The following is a 19,998-nucleotide window of genomic DNA, read 5'->3' as shown; positions in this document are numbered from 1 at the left end:
GGGTTTCGGCGCGGGCGCAGGTTCCGGTGCGGGCGCGAGCGACAGCACCGTCACCGGCGGCACGACCGGCGGCGTGGGCTTGTGCGCCAGCATCAGATAACCGCCGCCGAGCAGCAGCGCTTCGGCGAACAGCGCGAGCGCCGCCGCCGGATAGAAACGTCGTCGTTCCGGCACGAAACCGGCAGCAGAGGGAGTCGCCATATCACTTCGCCGCGGGTTGCGCCGCAAGCGCGATCTGCGAGACACCCGCTGCACGGCATGCGTCCATCACGGCGACGAGGTCCTGGATCTGCGCCGCTTTCGATCCGGCGATCGTCACCACGGTATGCGACGCATCAGGTCGCGCCGACAACATCGAGGTCAACTGAGCCGGCGTCAGTACCCGGCCATCGACCGACATGCTGCCGTCGGTCGACAGCGTGACCATCACCTTCGGCGGCGGCAAAGCGAGGGCGCTCGCGCTCGACGGCAACTGGGTCTTCAGGCCGGCATTCGGAATCATGTGCAGCGTGATCATGATGAAGAACACCAGCAAGAAGAACATGATGTCGATCATCGGGATGATCTCGATCCGGGCCTTTTTCGCTTCGAAGTAGTTCATCGTCAGGCCCCTTGCGAGGCAAGTTTCCCGATCACCGCGCGCGGCCCTTCTCTCAATTCCTTCGCATGCTCGTGCGATCCGCTCGCCAGCCGGTTGACGAGTGCGGCCTTCAGTGTTTCAAGCTGATGCACAACCGCGCGCACGCGGTTGTGCAGGCCGTTGAAAAACACCAGGCCGATCATGGCGACAAACAACCCTGAGGCAGTGGCGATCAACGCTTCAGCCACACCGCCCGTTACTTGCGTGGGTGCATTGCCGGGGTCGGACAGCACCTGGAATGCGTTGAACATCCCCACGATGGTGCCGAACAGGCCAAGCAGCGGCGCTAGCGTGACGATCGTGTCGAGCACCCACAGCAAGCGGTCGATACGCGGCGCTTCACGCATGATCACTTCCTCGAAACTCGCGTCGAGTTCTTCTCGCGTTCGCGTGCCATGAAAGCGCGCGGCCATCGAGAAGAGCCGTCCGATCGGCAGGCCCCGATACTTCTCGGCGAACGTGGTGAGCGTCGATGTGTCGAGCTGATCGAGCCGGTCGATTTGCTGGAGCGCGGCGTGCCCACAGCCCGAGACGCGGTGCAGGAACCAGGAGCGTTCGATGATAATCGTCAGCGCGACAAACAGCATCGCGGCGATGACATAGAGAACGCCTCCGGAATGGTTGGCCAGGTTCAGCAACGTGTTGAAAGTCATGCAGGCAAACTCCTTTTAAAAGTCGGTCGACACGGTGCCGATAATCGCGCGGCCCGGAATCGTCCAGTACAGCGGCGTATTGTCGGCAGCGGTAAAGCCGGCAAGCGCGTTGATGCTGGTGCGGTTGAAAATGTTGTCGACTTCAAGGCCGATGCGCGTGTTATGCAGCCACGGCGCCAGGTTCTTGATCGTGTAGGAGGTCGCGAAGTTGGTCACCGTAAAACCGCCGATAGGTTGCTGATCGCCCGTCGAACCAAACTGGTGGCCCACGAACTTGGTAATCAGCGACCCGTTCAGCGGTCCACGCTCATACAGCAGGCCCAATGCCGCGGTGCTTTGCGGTGCATTCGGCATCCAGTCGCCGGTGCTCTTTTGCTTGGCCGAGTTGAAGGTCAGGTTGCCGTACAGGCTGAAGCCGAGTCCGGCGTAGAACGTCGCTTCCGATTCGAAGCCCTTGTACACCGCGCCGCCTGCGTTCGTGAACGTGGTGTTACCGCCCACCGTCTGGCCCGTGATCGCGTTGAGGAAGTCGATGTAATACAGGTCGGCCGATACCGTCAGCCGTTTGCTTTTATAGGTCGTGCCGATCTGATAGTTGTTGGTCTGCTCCGGGTTGGGCTGGCTCGATCCTGCCGGATTCGTGACATAGAAAATGTTCAGGTTCGGCGCGAGAAAGCCCTGCGCAAACTGCGCATAAGCGCTCCAGTTCGAGTTGATCTGCTCGTGCAGCGTCACCGACGGAAGCACCTTCGTCCAGGTGTGGCTGTAGTTCACCGGCACGCCGCTGCCCTGGTCCACGGGCGCGTCGATACTGCGATTAAACGACACGTACTTGAGGCCGGGCGTCAGTGTCAGTCCGAAGGGCAATTCCCACGCATACTGCACGTAGGGTTGGAACGTGAGCAACGTGTCGTGCATGGTGAAATTAAGCGTCTGGAGCGCAAAATTCAGTGAGTCGTCCACGTTCATGTTGTCGCGGAAGTTCGACTGATGCGTGAGCCACCCGCCAAACTGCAACGTACCCGGACCGATCTTGCGTTCCGCCGTCGCGATGTCGCCGAACGCGCGGTAGTTGTTGGCCATCTGCTGGCCCGGCACGTTATTCGGACCGAACGCCGTGCCGTTCGGGGTCTCGCCATTCGGATCCATGCCGTTGAAACCGTCGTGGTAATACCCGTAGGTGTAGAGCTTGTTCTCGATCTTCCACTCGGCAATACGGGTCTGGACATCGATGTATTCCATGTCCGTATTGATCCGGTCGAAGTTGTAGCCGGAATAGGACTGGCTAGTCGGATCGTTGCTAAGTCCGAAGTTCGGGCCGAACTGATGAATCTGCGCCGCGGTCGCACCCAGCGATACGTTTTGGTGGATGCGGTTGTAGTTCGCGTACACGGTGACGAGGGTGTCGTCGCCGATGGGCTTCTCCAGCTTGAAAAAGACGTTGTCACGGCGTTGCGAGGCGTTGGTCAGATAGCCGTCGCTGCTGGTATGGCTGTAGCCGACCATGGCGCGCGCGTCGCCCCACTGCTGCATGTCACCCGTATTGAATTCCGCGCCCGTGAGCCAGGTGTTGAAGCTGCCGTACGAACCCAGAAGCGATACCGATGGCGTCATGGTCGGCTCTCGCGACTGGACGGCAATTGTGCCGCCGAAGGTCGCGAAGCCGATCTGCGAAGCATCGCCCGGGCCGCGATCGACCGTAATGCCGCCAATATTCTGTGACGTAAAAAACGATGTGGAATGGTGCGTGAAGTCGTTGGAATCTCCGAACGGAATGCCGTCGAATGTCACGTTGAACTGACCGTCCTGGAAGCCGCGAATCGACAGGCTTTGTGATTCCATCAGGCCCGCGCCGTTCGGGTTGACGCTGTTCACGCTTGGTGCGATCTGGACGATATCGCTGTAGTTGGCCGTGGGTGCGGTGCTGTTCTGGATATAGTGCCGGTTGATGATCGATTGCGGTTCGTCCGCGGTCAGCGAGCCTTGCGTGGGTGCCTGTGCCGGCGCCGACTGCGGGTTGGCCGGTGTTGAACCGCCGCCGGAAGCGTTGGAAGTGGCGGTGCTTTGCACCGAGCCAAGATCCCCCGATGCCTGTGCATGAGATACCTGAGCAGCAGTTGCGCACAGCGATGCGAGAACAATATGCGCGAGTGGTTTCTGGCGAAACCGTGAACGTACCCGTTGCATTTTTGACGCGTCCTTGTTTTAGATTTCCGTCTGGATAGAAGGTGACAAGGCGCATCTTAGAGACAGCACATTAACCAGCAGTGATGGCTAACTTACGAACTTAAGCTTTGCATTACGAATGGATAACGCCCCCATAGTGCGAGCGGTCTTGCCATGAACCGGACAGATAGGCGTCCCTATCCAAACCAATGACAACCTGATCTCCTCAACCCTTTGTGGCAGGTAGTCGCGATACCGGTATAGGCAGCGAACTGGTTGAACCACGGTCAACGCCGTACGATCCGGGTTGCAGTCAATTCACTTTTGCGCAAAGTGGTTGCTCCGGCCTTCATGAAGAAACCGGACATAACCCATTTGCTCGCGCCGACCCGGACAAGGATCATGGACAAACAAGCGGCAAGCGCACATCACGCGAATCCTCCGGCGCCGGAGGAGTTTGCCCACTGGCGACGCAATCTCATTGTCTGTGTCTTCGGATCGTTCACGACCATCGTGGCAATGACGCTCATGTTGCCGTTCCTGCCACTGTACGTTGAACAACTCGGCGTCAAGGATCATGCAGCCATAGTCCAGTGGTCGGGGATTGCTTACGGCGCGACGTTTTTCACTGCGGCACTGACCGCACCCCTTTGGGGACGGCTTGCCGACCTCTACGGCCGCAAGCCGATGCTGATCCGCGCCAGTCTCGGCATGGCCATCATCATGTCTTTAATGGGAATGGCGCATAACGTCTGGCAACTCGTCGGGCTTCGACTCCTCGCAGGCTTGCTTGGCGGGTTTGCGTCAGGTTCCACCGTGCTGGTCGCGACCCAGACACCCAAAGACCGATGCGGCTGGGCGCTTGGTGTCCTGTCGTCCGGAATCATGGCCGGCAATCTGGTCGGCCCGCTTATTGGAGGATCGCTGCCGCCGCTGATCGGAATACGTTCGACCTTTCTCGCCGCGGGCGCGCTGATTTTCATCACGTTCCTGGCGACAGTGCTGTTTGTAAAAAACGAGCGTCAACCGGGTGCGAGCAAGAAAGGAAGCAAGCGCGGCAGTTGGGCGGCGCTTGCGGACAAACGGCCGACTGTCGCCATGCTGTTCACCGGCATGCTCCTGATGTTGGCGAACATGTCGATCGAGCCGATCATTACGGTCTATGTTGCACAGATTGTCGATCTGCACCAGGTCACGTTTGTTGCCGGGCTTGTCATGTCGGCGGCAGCGTTGGGCAGCATTCTCTCTGCGTCTTACCTGGGTAGGCTCGCCGATCGCCTGGGGCACTGGAACGTCATCATCGGCTGTCTTGCGGTTGCGGGCATCCTGCTGATCCCGCAAGCATTCGTCACGCAAGGCTGGCAATTGATCCTCCTGCGATTCTTGATGGGCCTCGCACTTGGCGGGTTGCTGCCTTGCGTCGCCAGCGTTATCCGGCACAACGTGCCCGCAGCCATTGCGGGGAATATGCTCGGTTATTCGACTTCAGCCCAATACACCGGGCAGGTCGTCGGACCGCTTGCCGGCGGTTTTGTCGGCGGGCATTTTGGCATGCGGGAGGTATTTTTCGGTACCTCGGCATTGATGATCGCGGGCGCTGTTTATAACTGGATTCTTAGGGCAAGCATTCTCGACAAAGCGGCTGACTCAACGCTAAGTGGTGCGGCCGAGCAAGCCCGCAAGGAGCCCTGATCGCTCTGTTAGAGAATGTAATGGGTCGGTCAGCGGCGGGATCGTGAATTCAGAATTGCTTGGATGATTCAATGAGTGAGCTAATGAGTGAGCCGCGCTCTGCAGAACCGCGGCACATTGACCATAATCGTGGCCTACTTCCGAAACATTGCTGGAAAGCCCGATGAAAGTAAGCCCTGACCGGACCGGATCGTCGGTCGCCTTTGTAACAGTCGCCGTGGCATTCATGATCAACATGATGGGCACGACCCTGCCCACGTCGATCTATCGTTACTATCAGTTGCAGTACGGCCTCACGCCGACCTTGATCACCGTGATCTACGCCATCTATGCAGCCGGCGTGCTCGGCGCGCTGCTGACGGTCGGCAACTGGTCCGATCAGCTTGGACGCCGACGCATGCTGATCGCCGGCCTGTGTTTTTCGGCAGCGTCGGCGTTCACCTTCCTGTTGAGTCGCGGATTATTCGGGCTGATGCTAGGGCGGTTGTTATCGGGCATTTCAGCGGGAATCTTCACGGGCACGGCTACCGTCGCGGTGATCGAACTCGCTCCGGCATCAAGGCATCGGCAGGCCACGCTCGCAGCCACGGCGTCCAACATGCTTGGATTGGGTTTAGGCCCATTGTTGAGCGGCGTGCTCGTCGAACTGCTGCCTTCCCCAATGCGGCTCCCTTATGCCGTGCACCTGGTGCTGCTCGCGGCGGCGCTGGTGGCGGTGTGGAACGCACCGGAAACGGCGCAGCTTCCAGCGCGCGTCAAACTCGGACTTCAACGAATTTCATTGCCTGCCGAAGTGCGCCGTGCGTTCGCGCCCGCCGCGATGGCCGGATTCGCAGGCTTCGTCGTGGTGGGATTTTTCGCAGCGGTGGCGCCGCAATTGATCCGCGTCGTACTGGGCTACAACAACGGGATTGTCATCGGCGCGATTATTTTCCTGCTCTTCGCATGTTCGGCTATTGGACAGATGGTGCAGGCAGCAATAGCGCCGCAGCGGCGGCAGCCTGCCGGTTGCGTCGGACTCGTTGCAGGGCTGCTCGCCGTAGCGCTGTCCGTGCCCGAGCAGTCTTTGGGCGCATTGCTGATCGGTACCGCGCTGGCTGGAATCGGGCAGGGAATCAGCTTTCGCGCAGGGCTTGCGGAGATTGCCGAGAAGTCCCCGCCGCACAGGCGCGCAGAGGTGACATCGAGCTTTTTCGTGGTGCTCTATATAGCGATCTCGTTGCCCGTCATCGGGCTTGGCGTTGTCGTTCAGTTCGCGGGCATTCAGCGCGCCACCTTGATCTTCGCCGGCTTGACGATCGTGTTGGTCCTTGCCGCCCTGCTGCTTTTGCTGCGTGGTCGTGACGGCCCGGTCGAGGAGGCCGATGCGGCGAACGGCTAAAGACAGCATCGGAGTATCCTGCGATTCGGGCCGGTAAATAATTTACCGATAGTTCTGTTCGACCAAGCCTTTAACCGTTTGAGGGATGCATGGAGCTGCGTCAACTCCGCTATTTCATTGCCGTAGCCGAAGAAATGAACATCACGCGAGCGGCCGCCCGCCTGCACATGACGCAGCCGCCGCTCAGCAGACAACTCCAGCAGATCGAAGAAAGTGTCGGGCTACCGCTCTTCGAGCACGGTTCGCGGCCTTTGCGCCTCACCGAAGCGGGCCGCGTTTTCTATACTCAGGCGAAGCGCCTGGTCGATGAAAGCGACGAGCTCGTTCCACTGACTCGCAGGCTCGCGCAACTGGCGCAACGCATTGTGATCGGCTTCGTGCCCTCCACGCTTTATGGCGCGCTGCCGCAGGTGATCCGCGCATTTCGCGAAGCCGCGCCGCAGATCGACCTGTCCCTGATCGAGATGTTCACGCTCGAACAACTCGGCGCATTAAAGGGCGGACGTATCGATGTCGGCTTTGGACGGCTGCGTTTCGACGATGTGCAACTGACGCGCGAAGTACTTATCGAGGAACGGATGATCGCGGCGCTCCCGGAAGATCATCCGTTAGCGGAAGCTTCGGCGGAGTTGACACTTGAGGATATTGCACGCGAGACGCTGATTGTCTATCCGAGTTCGCCGCGCCCGAGTTACGCGGACCAGCAACTCTCGGCGCTGCGCGATCATGCGCTCGAACCGGCCGCCGTACACGAAGTGCGGGAGTTGCAGACGGCCCTCGGGCTGGTCGCGGCGCGAGTGGGTGTGTCGCTCGTGCCGGAGAGTGTCGATGGTTTGAGGGTACATGGCGTTGTCTACCGGCACTTGCCTGAACCAAGCCCCGCGTCGCCGATCATCATGAGCCGCCGTCTTCAGGACGAAGGCCAGACCACGGCCCTCTTCTGTTCCATCGCACGCGATCTGTTCCGGCGCGGCCAGACTTTTGTAAGTCGCTAACTTCCAGGCTCAGGATGGGCGCGGGATAAAAAAAGTCCCATCCAGACTGGACGGGACTTAAGCGCGACGAAGATCACCGTCGTCGCGGGACACACCCTCGGAAGGGTGAGTCCAGTGTCTTCGCATTCGCACCAAAAGAAAATAACCCTGGCACCAATCTAACAAGATTTAACGATTTACGCAGAGAAAAAATTTCCGGTTGGCGGTATTAAAAGATGCGCGGAATGCACATTGAAATTTTTGTTCTTAGGGTAATGATGCGTATGCCAGCAGCCCTGAGATAAGGGGGCTAAGGCGCGCTTTAACTTTAGCTAATTCCGCCAGGTAAGTTTGCTAAGTCTCCGCTAAGTAATATTTCACGCGAATGGTCAGGCTAAGCGGTCCTCGGTATTGACAACGCGTCGTCTCAAGCTCGATCAATGAGTCACGCCCAACTGGCGATCGAAGAAAACCTGAGCCGCGTTGATCGCATGCAGATGCGTGTTGGCCTGCGGAATGTCCATTTTGCAAATGGGAACATTCGCTCGTCCGAGCTCGGTGCAGGCCGACAGGAAATCGGTGTGACCAACACGCGGAAGCCGGATGAGTGAAGCGTTCGGAATCATTCGGGCTGCCACGAGGCCATTCGTCGCGGGCGGCGCGGTTACGTCGGCGTCGCCCAGCATGATCTCGACCGGCGTGCGCAAATGCTCCAGGCTTGCGGGTGCCAGGGCCTGCACGAGGGCCGGAGCCATCACGAACGCAGCGCGCACTTGCGCAATGGTGTGGTCGTCGGTTGCGTGAGCAAGTTCGGCCTGAATGTCCGGGCGTTTGAACAACGCGTCGCGGTCCCGCTCTGTGAACGTGGCTTCCCTTTGCGGCCTGCACACGCCATCGTCGGGATTGGCTTTGCAGAACCGCTCGAAATGCGCAGGGTCGACCTGGGCGCCTGCCGCCACAAGCGAAGTGAAACCGCCCGCCGAAAAACCGGCAACGCCGAGACGCGACAAGTCCATATGCGGGCCAATAACCGGGTCCTGCGCCACCGCTTCCAGGGCGAGACGCAAATCCTCCGCGCGGTCCCACCACAACACCGCACCGGCGACGGTCATGGTGTCCATGCCATTGTTGCCGGGATGATCCACCGCCACCACGACGTACCCATCGCGCGCCATCGCTATGCCGAACCATCCCATCATCATGGCCGAGCCGCCGAAGCCATGAGAGAAAAGGATCACGGGCCTCCGGCCTGCAGCGGATACGAAGGCCGCATCGGGCGCAACGAAACCGACGTCGAATAGCGGTTTACCGGGCGGTCCGATTGCAACGTTACGTTCGATTGCATCGGTTGCAGCGGGGTACCACACCGTGATTCGAAGTTCCGGCCGGTGCTCGGCATCGCGCAGGCTCGCAGTCGGATCGGCAGTCACACGATGCATCTCGCCGACAGGTCCAGCGAATGATTTGCCGGCCGCGAGAAGAACGAGGATTCCAACCCCCGTCCTGAAAGCCTTCGCCATCTTCATCATTGTCGAGTGCTGTTTGATTTGATGTGGCATGTTGGCGTGCATCCTCGATCCAGAATTGTCGCCGAATATTATGCCTGCTCCTCAATCGCCGGGGTCCGGCTGGAAACCTCTCATCGCGAAGGTGGCAAGCCAGGTCAGGTCATCACACTCTCGGGTTCGCAACAACTGCGCTCCCGTCATGAACGGCCGCGGCGCCACCTGCTGCCGGCAAGGACATGGACGGCAACGTCATCAGGAAACGCGCGCCGCCAGAAGCAGACTCTTCCAACCGCACGTCGCCGCCGTGCACCAGCGCCACACGACGCACGATCGCAAGACCCAGCCCGAAGCCGCCGGTGTGCCGGTCGCGGCTCGCATCCAGCCGATGAAACGGTTCGAAAATGCGAGCGCGGTCGGCAACCGGAATACCCGGTCCGTCGTCGTCCACGATCAGTACCAATGCACCATCCGGTCCCAGACACGCGCGCAGCGAAATAGCGCGCTGCGCGTAGCGGGTGCTATTGCGAATCAAGTTCAACAATGCCCGCGCGACCAGCTTCGGATCGCAGACGTGGCTGGTGGGCGCACCCGCCGTTGTGACGGACAGGGTAAGCGCACAGTCGGCAACGTCGTTGGCCATGCTCGCCGCGACACTGTCGAGCAGTTCGCTCACCGAAACCTGCATCAGCACCCTATGCCCCGCGCCTTGTTCAAGTTGGCTCAACGTGAGCAGTTCGGTGACGAGTTCATCCAGTTCGCGAACGTCGCGGCGCAGCGCGAGCTGACGTTCGCGTTGCCGCTCCGGAGATTCGGGCGACTGCAACAGCGCGAGACCGAATTCGAGGCGCGCCAGCGGCGTTTTCAATTCATGCGAGATGCCGTGCATCATGTCGCGCTGATGCAGGATCGACGCCTCTATCTGCCCTGCCATTTCGTTGAACTGCTTCGACAGTTCGTAGATGTTTGATTTCTTCGATAACGGCGCCCGCGTCGACAAACTCCCTCTGCCAAACGCGCGAGCGGCAGCCTCGAGCTTCCTCAAGTCGCGCCAGTGATAGTGGACCCACAGGACGACGGACAGCAGCGTCGCGAGTGCGATCACGGCATAGGCCAGTGCCTTGATGTCCAGGTTGCCGGGCTCATCGGGATGGGCGTGGACGATCGTGCCGTCGGGCAGCGGCAGGTAGTAATCCTTGCCGTCCATGCTGAGCACCAGCTTGCCGTCGCGCAGGTCGCGCAACTGATCGCGGTCGAGCAGCGGAATCACGTCGTTCAACGTAAGGAGACTGAAGCCTTCGTCGCCGTGCCTTTGCAGTTCCGCCAGCGCTGCCGCGCGCTGCTCGCCCGGGTGTCGTTGCAAATAATCGCTCAGCACGAACGTGTAGGCTTTCACGCTCTCCCGCTGGTCCGCGGTGATGCGCTCGTGGAAGACCTGCACAAAGTAGTGACTGACGAACGCGATGGCCAGGCCGCCGCCCAGCAACACGATCAGATAAAGCCGGATCAGGGAACGAAGCATTCAATCCTCCCACGCCGATGGGCTGAACAGATAACCGCGGCCCCAGATCGTCTTGATCTTGTGCGGCTCCGGCGACGCGTCTTCGAATCGCCGCCGCAGCCGCGAAATACCGGAGTCGACCGTGCGATCGAGCCCGTCGAATTCGATGCCGCGCAACTGCTTGAGAATGTCGTCGCGGCTCAGCACGGTGCCGGCAGCGCGCGCGAGAATCACGAGCAGGTTGAACTCCGCGGTCTTCAGGTCGATGTCCTGGCCGCGCCACGTCACCGTGCGGTTCGGCGGCGAGATCACAAGTTCGCCGAACACGAGCGTCCCGGCATCCGCAGCGGACGTTGTCACACCCTCCGCCGGCTGCGAGCGCCTGAGCAGCGCGCGTGCGCGTGCGACCAGCACACGCGGTTCGATCGGCTTGACGACATAATCGTCCGCGCCGGTTTCGAGTCCAGCCACTTGGTCGAAGACATCAACACGAGCGGTCAGGATCAATACCGGCACGCTCGAAAAGCTGCGGATACGCCGGCAGACTTCCATGCCGTCCATTGCCGGCAGCATCAGGTCGAGGATCACCAGCGCCGGCTTGTGCTCGCGCACGGCAGCCACGGCGGTGTCGCCGCGCCGCACGATCGTCACCGTGAATTCGTAACTATCCAGGTACTCCCCGATCAGTTGCGCGAGGCGGTCATCGTCCTCGATCAGCAACACGTTGTACTTAAGCGAGACCTCATTCATTGTTCTTCTCCGCACTTGCGCCCTAACAGGCGCCGATTCTATCCTCGCGCGCGCATGGCAGGGCCGCCGGCAACACTCATGGACACTTGAACACAATTCAGCACAAATTCGCGCAACTTCAGAACAGACGTCGGCCAGCCCCGTCCCTAGACTGCGGCTTCTCTCCTAAGAAAAGACCTGACCGTGCGCAAACGCCTCTCCTATCTCTGTCTCCCGCTGCTCGGCCTGACGTGTTCCTCCATGGCGTATGCCGAGAATTTTTATATGTTCGGGCTAGGGACCGGGGTTGCACCGCGTTACCTCGGCAGCAAGGACTATCGGGGCCTGGTGGCCCCGGTGATTTCCGCCGAATTCTCCAACGGCTTTTTCATCAGCCCGTTACAGGGCGCCGGCTACAAGAAAACCTTCGCGAACGGGATGTTCGTCTCGACTGCGCTCAGCTATGACTTCGGCCGCAGCGACTCCAACCGTGCCGACCTGCCCGGCTCGAATTATCTGAAGGGCATGGGCCGCATTCCCGGCTCGCTGATGATGTCCTTCCAGGTCGGCGCCACGGTGTTTGGCGACACGACCATCAGCGTCACGCTGGACCAGCCGCTCACGCACACCACGCGCGGCGTGAGCGGGCACATCGACCTGACAACACCCGTCCTTCACACCGCCACCAACGACATCAGCATCACGGGCAGCCTGCACGCCGGCAGTGGCCGCTACACGCAAACCTTCTTCGGCGTCACCGATGCGCAGTCTGCGAGCAGCGGCTTCCGGCCCTACTCCGTCAAAGCGGGTTTCGACAACGCGACCGTGTCGGCCGCATGGACCTATTCCTTTACGCCGAAGTGGTCCCTGAGGACATCGGGCGGCCTGACGCGGATCCTCGGTTCGTCCGCGGATAGCCCGATCGTGCAGAAGAAGAACGCTTATTTCGCTATGACGGCAGTGACTTACCGCTACTAGAAAACACTAACCGCCGCTTAGCCACTACTCATTTTCGCTTCCGAACGGAGAACGCTATGTTTGCATGGCAAACGCCTCTGACCACCGCCTGGCAAGACAGCCTGACGTCGTCTACGCGGATGCATGTGGTGGGCATCGATCGCCTGGTGCTGACCGGCGCTACCGGTTTTATCGGCGGCACGGTGCTGGTGACGCTCATGAATGCCGGCCTGATCGAACGTCTCGTGTGCCTCGTGCGCGCGGCGAATGCAGCTGAGGCGCTCGTGCGCCTGCGTGCATCGGCCGTGCGCTGCGGCCTGCCGCACACCCGCTCGCAACGGCTGACCGAGGCGAACGTGATCGTGGGCGACCTGGGCGACGATTTCACGGAAGCGGATCTCGCCCGCCTGGCGGGGGCGTCTCATGTGATCAATTGCGCAGCGATGACATCGTTTTCCACCAACCCCCAGGTGCTCGCGATCAACGTGCGCGACACGTTGCGTTTTGCATCGCACTTCATCGACCGACAAACGTTCAAGCGCTTCCTGCACGTCAGCACCGCGATGGCCTGCGGTACGCAGTGCAGCACAGTCGTGCGGGAGTCGGCTTTCGGTTTCAGCGAGACGAACCACCTCGTGCCTTATACGCGAAGCAAGCGCGACGTCGAGCGGCTGCTGCGCCTCTATTACCCAACGCTGCCGCTGGTCGTGGTGCGGCCATCGATTGTGGTCGGGCATACGGTGCTTGGCACGTTGCCGTCGGCGAGCATCTTCTGGGTGTTTCGCGTCGTGCATGGCGCACGGCGTTTCAGCGCCAAGGCGATGACCCGGTTGGATGTTGTCTCGGTCGACGATTGCGCTCGCGCACTGGCGTTGCTGGCGGTCAAGCCGACGCTGGCATTCGACACCTACCACGTGTCGGCCGGCTCGGAGGCGCCAACTATCGGCCAGATCATCGGCGCGATGGACGAGGCCACCGGCATCTCGGGCAAACGCTACTCGATATGCGCCCCGCGCGATTTCCGGAACATCGCACGCGACGTGGTGGGACGTCGAAGCTCGGGCGCGGCGCGGCTGATCGAACATGCGTTGGGTCTCTATGCGGGCTTCGCCAACCTCGACTACCAGTTCGATAACCACCGTTTGCGCGAAGAAATCGGCTTCGAGCCGTTGCCGTTTATCGACTATGTCAGCGAATGCGTGCGGACCTCGCGCGGCATTGGAATCGTCGAGCAGATGCGCTGGGATTTCAAGTAATTTTTCGCGGGCATTGCGCCGCGTAGTCGCATTGCACCGAGCGAACTCGCGACAAAACAATGCTACATTCCAGCCATGAACGTACCACCGCAGCGGCGCAACAACCCGGCCGGCGCAGTGGCTTCCAACATAAGGAATGGCATGCTGGAACTGGATGAACGCGACCGGGCGATGCTCGGCGGTGACTTGGGTGCAGGTGTCGCACTGGCAATGCGCGTAGTGAGCCGCACGGCAAACGTGATGGATGCGCGAAAGCTGATCGACGTATCGTCGGCGCATATAGACGGCTGCCTGTATCACGGCGTGGCGAGCCTCGATTTCGTCGAGCGTTTTGTCGCCGACGGCACGAAGGTCTCGATTCCCACCACCTTGAACGTCGGGTCGCTGGACCTGATTCATCCGGAGCTCTTTCACGGCGATGCCGCGCTCGGCAACGCGGCGAAACGCCTGATGGAAGCGCACCTCGAACTCGGTTGCGAACCGAGCTTTACATGCGCGCCGTATCAACTCGAACACCGGCCGAAAGTCGGCGAACAGATTGCGTGGGCCGAGTCGAATGCCATCGTCTTCGCTAACTCCGTGCTCGGAGCACGGACGAACCGCTATGGCGACTTCCTCGATCTCGCGGCGGCAATCACAGGCCGTGCGCCATACGCAGGCTTGCATGTCACCGGGAACCGCGCAGCGCGGATCGTGTTTGAGGCGCCTGATTTCAGCGCGATGCATGGCCGCGATATCTGGTTCGCCGCGCTGGGTTTCCTGGTCGGCAAGGAGGCCGGCACGACGGTTCCCGTTATCGCGGGGCTGCCGGGCGACACTACGGAAGATGAGCTGAAAGCGCTCGGCGCTGCGGCGGCATCGAGTGGCGCCGTGGCCCTTTTTCACGCAGTCGGCATCACGCCTGAAGCGCCCACGCTCGACGCCGCGTTACAAGGTGCGCCCCCCGAACGCTCAGTTCGCGTAGTGATGGACGACCTCCGCGCAGTGCGCCGGATGTTAAATAGCGGGAACGCCGGCGACGCGCTGATTGCCGTTGCCCTCGGCACTCCCCACTTCTCCGTTGCTGAATTCATGGCACTGCACACGCTGCTTGCACAATTCGACGCTCCTCTCCAGTGCGACTTCTACGTCAACACAAGCCGCTTTATCCTGTGGCAACTGGAGGAGTCCGGCATTGCCAAAACGCTGGAAGCGAAGGGCATTCAGATCGTCGTGGATACCTGCACCTACATCACGCCGGTCATGAGAAACATGTCGGGCCTCGTCATGACCAACTCGGGCAAGTGGGCACATTACGCGCCGGCCAATATTGGCGTAAGCGTGGCTTATGGAAGCATGCGCGAATGCGTACGCTCGGCTATTGCCGGAAAGGTGTTATTCGATGAGTAATGATATGCGCACCGACAGGACCGTCACGGGCGTCATGCTCTCGCACGGAACTGCCTCCGGGCCGGTCAAGCTGCTGCGGGCACCGCTGAGTTTCTGGGGCGGTTACGACTCCGCCATTGGCGTGATCGTCGAGAAAACGCATCCGTGCTTTGGCCAAAGCCTGGCAGGCAGCGTGATGGTCATGCCGCGAGCCAAAGGCTCCAGTTCCAGCAGCAGCGTACTCGCGGAAGCAATTCGGAATGGCACTGGTCCGGTTGGCATCATCCTGCGCGAACGTGACCTGATCATCGCAATCGGCGCGATTGTCGCGAGCGATCTCTACGCCATCCACGTTCCCGTAGTCGCTCTTTCCGAAGTTGATTTCGATGCTGTCAGCACCGCCGACGGCATCGTCCACATTCACGCATGCGCCGATCATGGCGCAGCCAGCGTAACCTGGAGCGTACCCGCGTCCGTCTAGACCCGGTCTCATAACGCGCGCCATGTGTAAGCGCACCGCATTACCCCGCCGAGCTTGAATGAACGGAGCGTTCTCACAGAACACCCCGCCACCATTCATCACGTGACGCTTTCGTCACCCGCCCTTGCCACTGGCCAGTGCGCCTGCGCTGTTAGCCCCGCCGAACAGCGCGGTCAGGTAGCTCGAGTTGTTGCTCATATGCGCCATCAGCGTGTTGAGCGCGGTGAACTGGGCGTTATAGCTGTTCGTCAGTTGCGTGGCGTACGCGTCCAGCTTCGTCCCCTGGACCTTGATATTGTCGAGGTCCTTGTTGAGCGATGTCGTCTTCGTATCGAGGATGCCGCCTTTCTTGAGAAAGGTCGTCAGGCTGCTGTTCATCGTCGCCCCGATGCCGGTGGTCGAGTTGAACAACGCGTTGATGGTGCCGGGCTTGTTGGTCAACGCTGCGCCCAGCGCGGTTTCGTCGATCTTCAACGTGCCGTCCGGTTGCAGCGAGACACCGATCGACCCCAGGTTCGCCTGTCCCGCTCCCCCGCCCGTCGGGACGCCCTTGCTGATCGCGCCGGCGAGCGAGTTCCTGACCGTGTTCATCATCGAGTCGCCTAGCAGAGGGCCTCCCTGCGCGCCCTTGGGTTGCGACTTGTCGAAGGAAGTCAGCGACGCAGCCATGTTGATGAAGTTGTTATAGGCGGTGACGAATGCCTTGATCGACGTCTGCTGGGCGGACGCGTCGGACGTGACGTTCAGCGTTTGCGTCGTCCCCACCGACTCGGAGGTCAGGTTGATCGACAGGCCCGCAATGGCCGACGTGACGCTGTTGTTCGCGCTACTGACCTGGGTGCCGGCAACCGTCAGCAAAGCGTCCTTGCCAGCCGCGGTTTGCCTCCAGTTATTCGATGCGCCAATAGTCGTGTAGGGCGCCACTGTCTTGGCCGGATCGGCGGGATCGACCGTTGACGTAGTCGAGTTGACGCTGAGCTTCGATAACCCTGTGTTGTCGCCGGAGCCGCTCGGCGTGACCTCGACCGAGATACCGTTCGCTACGCCCGTGGACGACGAGTGCAGGACGAGGTGCGCACCGTCCGTGCCCGTAATCACCGTCGCGCTCACGCCCGGATTGCCGGAGGCGGAATTGATCGCCGCGGCAATGCCGGTCGGCGTGTTGTTCGACGAGTCGATCTTGATCGACATGCTCGCGCCGCCGACCGAGAGTTTCAAGGTACCGGTGCCGAGCGCCTCCTTGGTGCCGAACGAACCCGAGGTAAGGCTTTGCGACGTCGCGATGTTGGTGACCTGGATCGCATAGCTGCCTGGCGCCGCTCCCTTGCCCGCCGTCGCCGTGATGCCCTTGCCGTCCGCCTTGGCGGTGACCGCGGACAATGCCGTGCCATCCGAGAGCGTGGTGAGCGCGCTTTGCAGGAGCGACAACACAGATTTCAGCGACCCGACCGCGGTCAGTTGAGAGGTGCTGATCTTCTGCTTTGCGGTATTGGCTGCGTTTAATCCGGCCACCCGCGAGTTGACGAGAGCCGCGACAAGCGCTGGCACGTCGGTGTTCTTGCCAGTCGAGCCGTTGATTAGAGATTGCCCCGCAGACTTGATTGCGTCAGACATAGAAACTGGACCCCCCATGGTTTAACGCGGATTGGGCCGATCAAGATCCGCCCTTCGCGTGTGATGGCGCTTATGTGACGTCAGCAAGAAAGAAAGCCGTTTGCGTTCGTTGTTAAGGGGCTTTCCTTCATTTGCGCGGCGCACTATCGAAAATATCGATGGCAACAAAGCCGGCCTAAATATTACGATAAGTTACCTAATAATTACTAAAAGCCGACGAAATTATTTAGATTTGTTTTCGTCACAAGGGCGATCAGGAGTGGGCATTCACGAGCGCAACGTCCCATTGCGACTCACTTGGAAAAAACAAAAAAATTGTGCGACGGATTTTCCGGGAGCGCGCGTTTAAGCACTCGACAGGCGCATGCTTCGAGCGTCTTACTACTCCAGGGAACCGTGATGAAAACACTAAAAAGACGGGCTTCGCCCACGTTCGCAGTGAAGGCCGCTCTGGCCGTTATTGCCGCCGTGGCAACGCTCGCCAGCGTGCCGGCATTCGCGCAGGCGGTCATCATCGCGCCGTCGCCGCCTCCGCCGATGCGCACGGAAGTCGTGCCCGTAGCCCGTCCCGGTTATGTCTGGGACGGCGGCCACTGGCGCTGGGCTGGCCGCGGCTACGAATGGGTGCCGGGCCACTGGAGGCCGGTACGGGTCGGCGCACATTGGGTGCCGGGGCACTGGGTGCAACGGGGACCGAACTGGCGATGGATCGAAGGTCACTGGGCTCGCTAAATCCGGCGAAGCTACGTTCACTTTCTACAGTCAAGGCAGACAACCATGCTTAAGACTCTAGTCGCCATCGCATTCGCGGTTGCGGCGCTTTCTGCGTGCGTCGTTTATCCCGCGCGTCCGGCTTATTATCGGCCGGTGGTGGTCGTGTACTGAGTGCATTCCATACCGGCGTGACGGGCCGCTGACAGACCCGGCGCAGGCTGTTGAACATGTGCTGCGAGATCAAACACATTGAACGAAGAAGACCCGGACGCGGAGTTGCTAGCCCGTATCGATGGCAGGGAACCCGGAGCGGTTCGCGAGATGGTCGCGCGCAAACTGCCGCGGCTGCTCGCGCTCGCGACGCGGATGCTGGGAGACCGTGACGAGGCGAGCGACGTGGCACAGGAAGTGTTCGTACGGATCTGGAAGCAGGCCTCGCGCTGGCAGCGTGGCCAGGCTCGCTTCGACACGTGGATGCATCGCGTGGCGCTCAACCTGTGTTATGACCGCTTGCGCCGCCGTCAGGAAGTGACCCTGGGCGACGACCTGCCGGAGCCCGTCGATCAGGCCCCGCTGCCGGAAGATCAACTCGACGAAACCGCACGCAGCGAGCGCATTGCCGCGGCGCTCGCCGCATTGCCCGCACGCCAGCGCGAAGCCCTGGTGCTGCAGTACTACCAGGAACTGTCGAACGTCGAGGCCGCCGCCGTGATGGGCATTACCGTCGACGCGTTGGAAAGCCTGCTCTCGCGGGCACGCCGCACGCTACGCAGCCGTCTTGCCGGCGAGCGCGGCGAGCAAGTCTTTGGAAAGGAACGCCGATGACCCCCGAACGTTTTCGCCGCCTCACCGAGGCCTATGGCGCCATGCCCGAGCACTGGCCGCTCGCCGAGCGCGCCGAAGCCAAAGCGCTGCTGGCTCAACGTGACCCGGCTGTATTGGCGGCGTTGGCCGAGGCTCGTTTGCTCGACCTTGTGCTGTCGAGGCATGACGTCGCTGCGCCGGATTCGGATCTGATCCGGCGCATCCTGGCGTCGGCGCCATCGGCGTCGCCACGCCAGGCAGCTTCGTGGAAACGGCCGAACTGGTGGATCTCGGGCGCGGGTCTCGTTGGCGTAGGCGTGGCAGGAATCGCGGCGGGCGTGCTGGCTATTTCGCTGACAGCCCCTTTCTACGGCTCGGGGGCGAACCCGCCAAGCCTCTTCGATCAAACCGGTGAAAGCACTGTGTTTAGCAACGCCTCGGACTGGAGCGATCAATGACCTTATCGACAACCAGGCTCAAGACCGTTCTGATCGTGTCTCTGGTGCTCAACGTATTCCTGCTCGGAACGATAGCGGGCGGGACGTACCGGTGGGTGGCGAAGCAGAAAGCCGACGTTGTCGCTCAGCAGCGCGGCTTGCGCTTCGCTGCAGCCGAACTGCCCCAGGCGCGCCGCGACCAGTTGCGCGAAGCGCTGCGGCAGACGCGGCGCGACAGCCTGCCGCTGATCATCAACGCTCGCTCGGGACGCCTCGATGTCGTGCAGGCGCTCGCCGCGCCGCAGTTCGATCGTGCTGCGCTCGATGCCGCGCTCGCCCGTACGCGCGAGGCCGATATGGGGGTGCGTGCGCGAGTCGAGGCAACGGTGGCCGACTTCGCGAACACGCTGACGCCGGACGAACGGCTGAAACTTGTCGATGCGCTTCAGCAGCACGGTCCGCTGCATGTCGGTCCGCCGCCGAAAAAATAAACCCGCCTGACAGCGACGGATTCACGCGGCTCCCACCGTTCAAGAGACATAGCAACTTGATGCGTGGGAACGACCATGGCCGACGTGACATCCGTGACACCCGCCGCGATTGCATTGAACCGCTTCGGACTCGGCGCCCGTGCCGGCGAAGCGGCGCCGTCCGATCCGAGGCGCTGGCTTACGAGCCAGCTCGCCGGCGCAAGCTATCAAGCGATGCCACCGGCGTTGGCGAACCAGCCCACGAGTAGTGCGCTCTCGGCCGAATTCGCCGACCGCCAGAGCGCTATCCGCAACGCCGGCAACGACGACAAGCAGGCAGTCCGCAAGTCCTATAACGAGAAGCTCCGCGATACTTATCGCGCAGCCGTCAACGTGCGTTTTCTGAGCGCGTTGCAAACGCCTACGCCGTTCGTCGAGCGGCTGGTGGTTTTCTGGTCCAACCATTTCGCGGTATCGGTGGAGAAACCGCCCGTCGCCATGCTTGCCGGGTCGTTCGAGGCGGAAGCCATCCGCCCTCACGTGCTTGGCCGTTTCGAGGACATGCTGGTCGCAGTCGAACGTCATCCGGCCATGCAGATCTTCCTCGATCAAGCGCGCTCCGTCGGCCCCGACACGCCCGGCCGCCGAACGCGCCG

The 19,998-nt window shown here is 61.1% G+C and carries 20 protein-coding genes; 12 read left to right on the top strand and 8 right to left on the bottom strand.

Translation table 11 applies throughout. The annotated features are described in order from the left end of the window. From EOS_RS05185 to EOS_RS05170, 4 genes are all read right to left on the bottom strand, one after another. Positions 1–201: hypothetical protein (locus EOS_RS05185; RefSeq protein WP_047845530.1), on the bottom strand; the 201-nt coding region annotated here is incomplete at its 3' end. Between the two features lies 1 nt (position 202). Beyond that, complete coding sequence (locus EOS_RS05180; protein ID WP_047845529.1) at positions 203–601, bottom strand: ExbD/TolR family protein; 399 nt, start codon at positions 599–601, stop codon at positions 203–205. Positions 602–603: 2 nt separating this feature from the next. Continuing rightward, on the bottom strand, positions 604–1,293 hold the full coding sequence (locus tag EOS_RS05175; RefSeq protein ID WP_047845528.1) for a MotA/TolQ/ExbB proton channel family protein: 690 nt from the start codon (positions 1,291–1,293) through the stop codon (positions 604–606). A 15-nt stretch (positions 1,294–1,308) separates the two neighbouring features. Further along, a complete protein-coding gene (locus tag EOS_RS05170) occupies positions 1,309–3,480 on the bottom strand; it encodes a TonB-dependent receptor (RefSeq protein WP_053063753.1) in 2,172 nt (723 codons plus the stop codon). Positions 3,481–3,861: 381 nt separating this feature from the next. On the opposite strand from EOS_RS05170, the gene EOS_RS05165 reads away from it, so the two are divergent. The 3 genes from EOS_RS05165 (at position 3,862) to EOS_RS05155 (ending at position 7,527) form a co-directional block, all read left to right on the top strand. Then, positions 3,862–5,151, top strand: a complete 1,290-nt coding sequence (locus tag EOS_RS05165; protein WP_047845527.1) for an MFS transporter — start codon at positions 3,862–3,864, stop codon at positions 5,149–5,151. 163 nt (positions 5,152–5,314) lie between these two features. Then, a complete protein-coding gene (locus EOS_RS05160) occupies positions 5,315–6,532 on the top strand; it encodes an MFS transporter (RefSeq protein WP_047845526.1) in 1,218 nt (405 codons plus the stop codon). Positions 6,533–6,621: 89 nt separating this feature from the next. Continuing rightward, entirely contained in the window at positions 6,622–7,527 is a 906-nt protein-coding gene (locus EOS_RS05155; protein ID WP_047845525.1) for a LysR family transcriptional regulator, read from the top strand. A gap of 416 nt (positions 7,528–7,943) precedes the next feature. Here the strand turns inward: EOS_RS05155 and EOS_RS05150 are convergent, their stop codons facing one another. From EOS_RS05150 to EOS_RS05140, 3 genes are all read right to left on the bottom strand, one after another. After that, positions 7,944–9,065, bottom strand: coding sequence for an alpha/beta hydrolase family protein (locus EOS_RS05150; protein ID WP_200908610.1), 1,122 nt, complete (start codon positions 9,063–9,065; stop codon positions 7,944–7,946). 112 nt (positions 9,066–9,177) lie between these two features. After that, the gene (locus EOS_RS05145) at positions 9,178–10,533 is read right to left on the bottom strand and encodes an ATP-binding protein (RefSeq protein WP_047845524.1); all 1,356 of its coding nucleotides are present in this window, start codon (positions 10,531–10,533) and stop codon (positions 9,178–9,180) included. Continuing rightward, on the bottom strand, positions 10,534–11,262 hold the full coding sequence (locus EOS_RS05140; RefSeq protein ID WP_047845523.1) for a response regulator transcription factor: 729 nt from the start codon (positions 11,260–11,262) through the stop codon (positions 10,534–10,536). A gap of 240 nt (positions 11,263–11,502) precedes the next feature. Here EOS_RS05140 and EOS_RS05135 point away from each other — a divergent pair, with 240 nt between their 5' ends. The 4 genes from EOS_RS05135 (at position 11,503) to EOS_RS05120 (ending at position 15,303) form a co-directional block, all read left to right on the top strand. Continuing rightward, positions 11,503–12,219, top strand: a complete 717-nt coding sequence (locus EOS_RS05135; protein ID WP_047845522.1) for a MipA/OmpV family protein — start codon at positions 11,503–11,505, stop codon at positions 12,217–12,219. Positions 12,220–12,275: 56 nt separating this feature from the next. Continuing rightward, on the top strand, positions 12,276–13,454 hold the full coding sequence (locus tag EOS_RS05130; RefSeq protein WP_047845521.1) for an SDR family oxidoreductase: 1,179 nt from the start codon (positions 12,276–12,278) through the stop codon (positions 13,452–13,454). A gap of 141 nt (positions 13,455–13,595) precedes the next feature. Next, positions 13,596–14,843: an aconitase X gene (locus tag EOS_RS05125; RefSeq protein WP_047845520.1), complete on the top strand. Its 1,248-nt coding sequence runs from the start codon at positions 13,596–13,598 to the stop codon at positions 14,841–14,843. Then, positions 14,836–15,303 (top strand): aconitase X swivel domain-containing protein, encoded by a 468-nt coding sequence (locus EOS_RS05120; protein ID WP_063177454.1) that lies wholly within the window; start codon positions 14,836–14,838, stop codon positions 15,301–15,303. Before EOS_RS05125 ends, EOS_RS05120 begins: the two co-directional genes overlap by 8 nt. A 114-nt stretch (positions 15,304–15,417) precedes the next feature. Here EOS_RS05120 and fliD read toward each other — a convergent pair whose 3' ends face one another. After that, positions 15,418–16,917 (bottom strand): flagellar filament capping protein FliD, encoded by a 1,500-nt coding sequence (gene fliD / locus EOS_RS05115; protein ID WP_235442705.1) that lies wholly within the window; start codon positions 16,915–16,917, stop codon positions 15,418–15,420. A gap of 399 nt (positions 16,918–17,316) precedes the next feature. Here fliD and EOS_RS05110 point away from each other — a divergent pair, with 399 nt between their 5' ends. From EOS_RS05110 to EOS_RS05085, 5 genes are all read left to right on the top strand, one after another. Then, entirely contained in the window at positions 17,317–17,649 is a 333-nt protein-coding gene (locus EOS_RS05110; RefSeq protein ID WP_047845517.1) for a YXWGXW repeat-containing protein, read from the top strand. 231 nt (positions 17,650–17,880) lie between these two features. Then, positions 17,881–18,456, top strand: coding sequence for an RNA polymerase sigma factor (locus tag EOS_RS05100; RefSeq protein WP_047845515.1), 576 nt, complete (start codon positions 17,881–17,883; stop codon positions 18,454–18,456). Continuing rightward, a complete protein-coding gene (locus tag EOS_RS05095) occupies positions 18,453–18,893 on the top strand; it encodes a hypothetical protein (RefSeq protein WP_047845514.1) in 441 nt (146 codons plus the stop codon). The genes EOS_RS05100 and EOS_RS05095 overlap by 4 nt, the downstream gene beginning before the upstream one ends. Continuing rightward, positions 18,890–19,363: a periplasmic heavy metal sensor gene (locus tag EOS_RS05090; RefSeq protein ID WP_047845513.1), complete on the top strand. Its 474-nt coding sequence runs from the start codon at positions 18,890–18,892 to the stop codon at positions 19,361–19,363. The genes EOS_RS05095 and EOS_RS05090 overlap by 4 nt, the downstream gene beginning before the upstream one ends. Positions 19,364–19,438: 75 nt before the next feature. Further along, a partial coding sequence (locus tag EOS_RS05085; RefSeq protein WP_047845531.1) for a DUF1800 family protein occupies positions 19,439–19,998 on the top strand: 560 nt, incomplete at its 3' end.

Origin of the sequence: Caballeronia mineralivorans PML1(12) (genome assembly GCF_001028175.1) — a bacterium.
Lineage (GTDB): Bacteria > Pseudomonadota > Gammaproteobacteria > Burkholderiales > Burkholderiaceae > Caballeronia > Caballeronia mineralivorans.
Note: the sequence above shows the minus strand (reverse complement) of the source record. Positions and strands in the feature narration are given on the sequence as shown.